Source organism: Synechococcus sp. PCC 6717 (assembly GCF_022698185.1).
In the GTDB taxonomy this organism is placed as follows: Bacteria; Cyanobacteriota; Cyanobacteriia; order Thermosynechococcales; family Thermosynechococcaceae; genus Thermosynechococcus; species Thermosynechococcus lividus.
Genome location: NZ_JAKLTV010000008.1, coordinates 23839 through 31086, shown reverse-complemented (window position 1 = coordinate 31086; position 7248 = coordinate 23839). Strand labels below are relative to the sequence as shown.

Below are 7248 nucleotides of genomic sequence, written 5' to 3'. Positions count from 1 at the left end.
TTAAACTATACTTGGTCGCCATCCTTGGTGAAAAACCCAATCGGCGACAGTTGTTACAAGTAAGCAGAACCTTGGGGCTTTGCCTCTAGGAACTGTGTAGGGGCGTCTTGACAACGCCTTTATGAGTTCGTTTATGGACTGCGTAAGAATCCCCCACCTTTAGGTGGTGGGAGTGTCAAATCAGCGGCGTAACGCAAGAGCATCACCGCCAAAAATAGTGCCCCACAAAAACAACAGCCAACACCCAGAGGGCTGGGTGCACCTCGTTGGTTTTGCCGCTGGCCCACTTCACGAGAGGGTAGCTAATAAAGCCCACCGCTAACCCTTCGCTAATGGAATAACTCAGGGGCATCACAAGCATTACCAAAAAGGCTGGAATGGCCTCGGTTAAGTCTTGCCATGGAATCGCGCTGATCGATCGCACCATAAACACCCCCACCAACACTAAGGCTGGCGTAGTAGCAAAGGCTGGAATAGCGGTGGCGATCGGCAAAAACAGCAAAGACAGCACAAATAACCCACCAACCACAATGGCCGTTAAGCCCGTCCGCCCGCCAATGGCAATCCCCGCTGCCGACTCAATGTAGGTGGTTACCGTGGAGGTGCCAAAGAGCGCCCCCACCACCGTGGCCACCGCATCCGCCATAAACGCGCCCAGCGATCGCGGCAGATGCCCTTGACGAGTCAGAAACCCCGCCTGCACACTCACCGCAGATAAGGTGCCCACCGTATCGAACAAATCGGTGAACAACAGCACCAAGGTCACCAACAAAAACGAACTCACCTGATGGGGACGTAGTGACCCCAACCCCACCACGGCCTGACCAAACAAATGAGATGGCCAGCGCGGCCAGTCCACCAGCCCTGTCGGCCATGGCGCTGCGCCTACCATCCAGCCAACAACGGCGGTTCCCAAWACCCCCCAAAAAATCGCTCCCTTGACCTCCCTAGCACAGAGCATCGCTGTCACCAACGTGCCTACTGCCCCCAAAATTGGCGGCCAAGTATGAAATTGGGTCAGGGTGGTCTTAGTGACCGCATTCGGCACAATAATTTCGGCATTAGCCAAGCCAATATAGGCAATAAACAGCCCCACCCCCSCCGCGATCGCCACCTTCAGCGACACCGGAATCATATTCACCACTAGCGATCGCACCCCACTCAAGGTGAGCACAATAAAGATTACCCCCTCAAGCAAAACCGAACTCAACGCCAGCGGCCAAGGAATCTGCAATTGTTGCACCACCGCAAAGGCAAAAAAGGCATTGATCCCCATTCCCGGCGCCAGCGCCACTGGATAGTTTGCCCACAGCCCCATTAGAATGCTGCCCACTGCCGCTGACACGGCCGTGGCAATAATCAACTCCCCCCGTAAGTCTTGGGGTTGCTGCAAAAAAATTGCACTCGAGAGAATTTGGGCATTCACCGGCAGAATGTAGGCCATCGTCAAAAACGTTGTCAGCCCCGCCAGCAACTCCGTCGAGAGGGTTGTTTTGGCGCGCTCAAGTTGAAACCACGTATCTAGCCGCAACTGCCACAGTCCCCGCACAATTGCCCCCTTACGCTTCCTGACGAATAGTTAACAGTTCTAAAGCAATGTTATGCAAACTTTGGGGTAGGCAAACGGCTTTGTTATAATTAGTGTAGCCTTTTGGTAAAGCTCAGAGAACCTGTGCTAAATCACACTCGTACCGTTAGCTTTCTCGTACTGCTAGCTTTTTTAATCGGCTTGGTTAAGTTCACCCTGCCTGTGGGGCATTATAAAAGCATCGTGTTAGGTCGTTAACTTGTGTTCAAGGCACATCACAGGATTCAACTCACAGCTGGTATGGATACGACTGAACAGTAGCGTTGGCGTAAGAGGGTAACGATAATGACCATTAAAAAACTCCTTCGCACACTCTCACGGCGGTTGATGCATCCCCCCACAGGGCATCGGCGACGCTACCGCCAGCGCGGCTTTACCCTACCCTTAGTGCTGGGGATGGGGCTAATTATGATGGTGGTTGCCCTCACCCTCATTTCGCGATCGCAACTCGATGTCAGCACCGCTAGTTTACAAAAGCAAACCCAACAGGCCTTTGCTGTTGCCGAAGGTGGAATGGCACGCACCCTTGGCCTTCTCAATGGCAATTATCAAATTCTTTTACGACGTACCTACAACCCCGTCAACCCCAACACCGGTCGACGCTATCTCATTGACCGTGCTGTCGATCCCAGCAAAGTGGGGCAACCCAACGTGGGGCAACCCAACACCGATCCCAGGCAACGCAACACCGATGGCATTGACGCAACCCCCGTCGACGAATGGAATGCCGCCAGCCTTGGGGATGCCGTGCCTCCCTGCTTCACCCTCAATAACGTCACAGACATTCTCCTGAACGGTCAAATTGGCAACCCCGTTCAAGGCAACTACCGCATTTTGGCCTACCTCTACGACCAACCTACAGAAACTGGCCACTTGCTGATTGAAGGCCGCTTGGCCAACAACTCCCCCGCCAATGCCTACGTCCTCCAAAAAATGAAGATTACCGATCGCAATGTGCCCGCTAACTTTCCGGGGTTGCTTGCCCAAAGGATTAACCTAGGGAATAACGATGTCTTTGGCGCCGTCAACGGTAACGTCATTTGTACCAACGCCAACAACTGTAAAGTGCCGGCCGATCAATGCGTCAACGGCCAGCCCACTAACGCTGGCTTAAGGCAAGCTGTGGGTGCCCTTAATAACTCAATCATCCACGGCACCATCGCCGTCAATAAAATTGAGTTGCCGCCCTTTCCTACGCCACCGCCTACGGTGAATCCGTCAGGCAACCCACCTGTCAATGAAGGTGCTTACAACCTAGGGGATATTGGTGAGATGACCCTGCCGCGCCCCAACGATCGCCCCTACGTCGATACCAGCTTGCCTGCGGAAGATCCCGATAGGATTTACTACGCCTACAGGGTTAACAACATCGACCTCAAGGGCAACAACAACCTCACCATTAACACCAGCCGCTGGCCAGTGCGCCTATTTGTCAGTGGGAACATCTCCCTCAAGGGTCAAGCCGGTATTCGCAATATCTGTAGCCCCCCCGATAGCGACACCTGCAGCAAGGGTGCCAAGATGGAGTTACCTCCCGGCATAGGCACCCCCGATCGCCTGCGCATCTACGGCAACCCACCGGATCCTAACAATGCGGTAACCGATCAGCAGTTTACCCTCAGTGGTGGCTCCACAGCGGGCAGCCTGTTTGTCTATGCTCCCGATGCAAAGGTGGGCATCAACGGTGGCAGCAGCAGCCCCGATATTGTCGGTGCGGTGTGGGCTAAAGAGTGGAACGGCTCCAGCTCCAATAATGCCGAAATTTACGTGCCCGATAGCCTGCCCGAAGACCTTGGTGAAGCCTATCAAAACTCCTCGATTGTGGTGGCACGTACCACCGAAGCCAGTAACTGGAACCGCCTTGCGCAGTACTAAGTTGGAGATGTATGTTGATGACTCGCCCCTCTCCTTGGCAGCGAACCCTCCTGAGCAAAGGGTTTACATTGGCCGAAGTCGTCGCCTCAATTCTTGTCATTAGCCTCTTTACCGTGGCGGCAATGCAGGCAGTGGTGGTGGCCGCCCTGTTCCAGTCCAACGCCCGCCGCTTTGCCGAAGCCAGCAACTGGATTCAAGACGACCTCGAAAACATTAAAATTGTTGCCTACGACCTCTGCCAGACTCGCTTTGCCCAGCGCAAGCTTGCCGCTCCAGCCCAAAATACCAACACCATCACCCTTGCCTTTATCGAGCCCCACGAGAGCGACTACGATCAAGCCATGCCCCCTGAGTATCGTGAGTATCCGACTCGCGGAGCCTGCTCCTTGAGCTCGAGCTCGGTGACCGATGGCTTTCGGGTGGGGGATGAGATTTTAATTGGCTCTGATGCAGGCACCAACCGCATTACCGCTATTTCTGAGAAAACAATTACACTGGCAAACACCATTACCTCCTATCGGAGTGCAGGAACCCGCGTCTATGCCCGCTGCCGCGCAGGAAAGAGCGAAGGTGGCTTCGCCGCCTATCTCCAGAGCTTACTGCCTCCTCTTGGCAGCGGCAGTGGTAATACCTCCACCGGAACGCGCACGTTTATTAATGACACCTTTAGCATGTCCCGAACTGCCACTCGTCTTGCATCTGCCCCGTTTCAAACCCTAGAACTGGCCTATGTTGTGCGAGACAGCAATAACAATATCGTGGCGCAAGTCACAACCGAGGTGGTGCCCAATGCCTTTTTCCGTTGTCCGTAGAGTCCCGCAGGGGCTTACCCTGATTGAAATTTTAATTGTGATGGCGGTGGCTGCCGTTTTAGCGACCGTAGCAGCCCCCAGTTTTCAGTACTGGCTGCAAACCCAGCAGGTCAACCAAGAGCTAGAAAAACTAGAAGGTGCCCTCCGCGAAGCCCAACGGGAAGCCATGCGCCGCAACCAAGCCTGCGAAGTGGTCATTCCGGAAGGCAACAACCCCACGATTACCGGTGACCCCGCAGCATGCTTACCAACAGGACCACGGCAGCTCGAAAATGTGACCCTGCGACGCAGCAACACGATGGGTACGGTGCGCTTTGGGTTTCAGGGGCGCTCCGGTGCCGATGGCGTGGCGGTCATTTCCTTGAACCAAGTCCCCAGCCTCCAACGCTGCCTGCAAATTTCGCCCGGATTGGGGCTAATGCGAACGGGTGTCTATGCCGAGTCCGATACCAGCGGCACCAACCCTGAGAACTGTCGTGAACGGTGATTCTCAAGAATAGGGCTGCAAGAGGGGAGTGCAATGCTGCTGTTTGCTGGCCGTCCGCTAAATCGAGGCCTGACCCTAGTGGAAATGCTAGCGGTCTTTGCGGTTGTTGCAATTTTGATTGCCGTGGCGCTGCCCAGCTTTCAGTACTGGCTCGATACCCAGCGCGTTAACCAAGACTTAGAAAAACTGGCAGGTGCCCTCCGCGAAGCCCAACGGGAAGCCATGCGCCGTAACCAAACCTGCCATGTCACCATTCCCACAGGGTCTCAGCCCACCATTAGCGGTAACCCTGCCCATTGTTTGCCCATGGGCGCACGGCAGCTTGAGCATACTACCTTGCGCCGTGGTTCAGGGATGGCCACCGTCCGCTTTGGCTTCCAAGGGCGCGCCAGCACCAGTGGAACCACGGTCATTGCCCTCAATCGCAATCCTACGCTGCAACGTTGTTTGGTCATTGCCCCGGGCTTGGGGATCATGCGCACAGGGATTTATGCGCCTACCGATACCACAGGATATACATCTAGCAACTGTCGGACCTCGTAACTAGCCATAGGAGCACAGAGAACGCACATGAAATTGATGATCAAGGGGTGGCACCACACTCGCACTGGCTTTACGCTCACCGAACTGTTAGTGGCGGCACTGATCGGTGGGATTGCGGTCACTATGGCCGGCTGGGGGATGGTGGCACTGCTGCAAAATAACCAGCGAGTTGAGGAGCAGGCCACCACCCGCATGAACCTCAGTCGCGCCCTCGACTTTATTTCTGACGACATCCGCTCTGCTATTAAGGTCTCCACCACTGCGCCATCGGATTGGACAACGCCTAGCGGCTACAACTTGGTCATGTTTATTGAGAAGCCAGCGGATAACCTCGAAGAGCAAGAGGATGGCACCCTTGCCAGTACACCCCAAGTGGCCTACTACACCCGTGCTAAAACTTCTGGCATCAATTGGCGCGGCCCGATGATCCTCTACCGCCAAAAGGGGTCAGGGAATGTTGCCCAAGGGAACCCCCAAGCCCTCATTGATGGCATTGCCGACACCAGCCCCAATTGCAGCAGCAACCTCACGGAAGCCGTTGATAGTGGCACGAGTAAGGGGGGCTTCCGGGTGTTTGTGCAGCACCAGCGCAACGTCAAGCTGTGCATTGCCGGTCTCGTCATGCCAACAAACACCATTTACCAAACAGAAACCCTCGCTGCTGTGCGCTCTGGCTCAGCTACTCCTACTCCCTCAGCTACTCCTACTCCCTAGTCCACGGGAATGCGGGGCAAGCGATTCTTAAAGCCGCAGAGAATTTCCCACGGGATGGTGCCAAGGGTTTGCGCCCATGTATCTACCGTCAGGCAATCGTTCCCATCGTCCCCCAAGAGGGTGACAATGTCTCCTTCCTGCAACCCCTCAAGATCGCTGACATCGATCATCAGCTGATCCATCGTGATGGCACCCACTTGGCGAACTCGCCTACCTTGTACGAGTACCTCCAGTCGGTTGGAGAGCAACCGAGGCACACCGTCGGCATAGCCAATGCCAACAACGGCAATTTTCATAGGCTTGGGGGCAATGAACTGATGCCCGTAGCTGATGCCTGCCCCAGCAGGAATCTCTTTAATGAGGGTGATGCGGGCACGAACCTGCATCACGGGCCGCAACGATACGGTTTGGCGTAGATGCGCTGCGGGATAGACCCCGTATAGGCTTAACCCCACCCGCACAAGATCGTAATGGCTAGCGGGGTTCCCTAAGGTGGCTGCCGAGTTGGCTATGTGGCAGCGCACGTTCCCTAAGCCTAGGGTTTTTAGTTCCCTGAGCACCTGCTCAAAGGCTGCTTGCTGTTGCAGCATTAGGGTGGGGTCGGGATCATCGGCACTGGCAAAGTGGGAGTACAGCCCCTGAATCCGCAGGTGGGGCAGCCGTTGCACAAATTGGACAAATCCCACGGCATCTTGCCATGAACAGCCCAGCCGTCCCATGCCGGTATCAATCATCAATTGCACATCCAGCGGTTCCTGCAAATGATCCGCATAGTCTGAGAAAATTAAGGCTTGCTTAGGGGTAGAAAGGGTGGGCTGCAACTGCCACTGCGCCATCATTTGCACCTGTACCGGCAGGTTCACCGATCCCAGCACTAAAATGGGGGCGCTAATGCCTGCTTGCCGCAGTGCGATTCCTTCGGGGATGGTGGCCACCCCTAACTCTGTTGCACCGTTGGCTAACACCGTTTGTGCCACAATGACGGCACCGTGACCGTAGGCATCTGCCTTGACCACCGCTAGAAGACCGGTGTTGGGGTCTAACCATTGCCGCAATTGCTGGGTGTTGGCCGCTAATGCGGCCACGTCGATCTCAATCCATGCCCGCTCACACTCGTGGGAACTGGTGAGCCGCTCTTGACTTAGCATTCTGTTTCTGTCCTCACACCCTATACCATGGGTTGGTGTCAATAACCTATGGTTACCTCAATCCTATGCATTTTAGCTGTT

Annotated in this window: 7 protein-coding genes; 5 read left to right on the top strand and 2 right to left on the bottom strand. The window is 55.2% G+C overall.

The window, feature by feature from the left end; all coding sequences use genetic code 11:
* Positions 1-202: 202 nt before the first annotated feature.
* Positions 203-1549 carry an NCS2 family permease gene (locus L5470_RS06615; RefSeq protein WP_499498945.1) on the bottom strand — a complete coding sequence of 449 codons (1347 nt, stop codon included), beginning with the start codon at positions 1547-1549 and terminating at the stop codon, positions 203-205.
* A 324-nt stretch (positions 1550-1873) separates the two neighbouring features.
* Between L5470_RS06615 and L5470_RS06610 the strand changes: the two genes are divergently transcribed.
* From L5470_RS06610 to L5470_RS06590, 5 genes are read left to right on the top strand one after another with little or no spacing between them, the layout of a single operon-like run.
* Positions 1874-3463, top strand: a complete 1590-nt coding sequence (locus tag L5470_RS06610; protein ID WP_499498943.1) for a hypothetical protein — start codon at positions 1874-1876, stop codon at positions 3461-3463.
* Positions 3464-3480: 17 nt separating this feature from the next.
* A complete protein-coding gene (locus L5470_RS06605) occupies positions 3481-4275 on the top strand; it encodes a prepilin-type N-terminal cleavage/methylation domain-containing protein (RefSeq protein ID WP_499498941.1) in 795 nt (264 codons plus the stop codon).
* Positions 4253-4762 carry a GspH/FimT family pseudopilin gene (locus L5470_RS06600; protein WP_499498939.1) on the top strand — a complete coding sequence of 170 codons (510 nt, stop codon included), beginning with the start codon at positions 4253-4255 and terminating at the stop codon, positions 4760-4762. Before L5470_RS06605 ends, L5470_RS06600 begins: the two co-directional genes overlap by 23 nt.
* Before the next feature lie 33 nt (positions 4763-4795).
* Entirely contained in the window at positions 4796-5305 is a 510-nt protein-coding gene (locus tag L5470_RS06595; protein WP_099799749.1) for a GspH/FimT family pseudopilin, read from the top strand.
* A 27-nt stretch (positions 5306-5332) separates the two neighbouring features.
* On the top strand, positions 5333-6019 hold the full coding sequence (locus L5470_RS06590) for a PulJ/GspJ family protein (protein WP_499498937.1): 687 nt from the start codon (positions 5333-5335) through the stop codon (positions 6017-6019).
* Here L5470_RS06590 and alr read toward each other — a convergent pair.
* Positions 6016-7167 (bottom strand): alanine racemase, encoded by a 1152-nt coding sequence (gene alr, locus L5470_RS06585; RefSeq protein WP_099799750.1) that lies wholly within the window; start codon positions 7165-7167, stop codon positions 6016-6018. The genes L5470_RS06590 and alr overlap by 4 nt on opposite strands.
* Positions 7168-7248 lie beyond the last annotated feature (81 nt).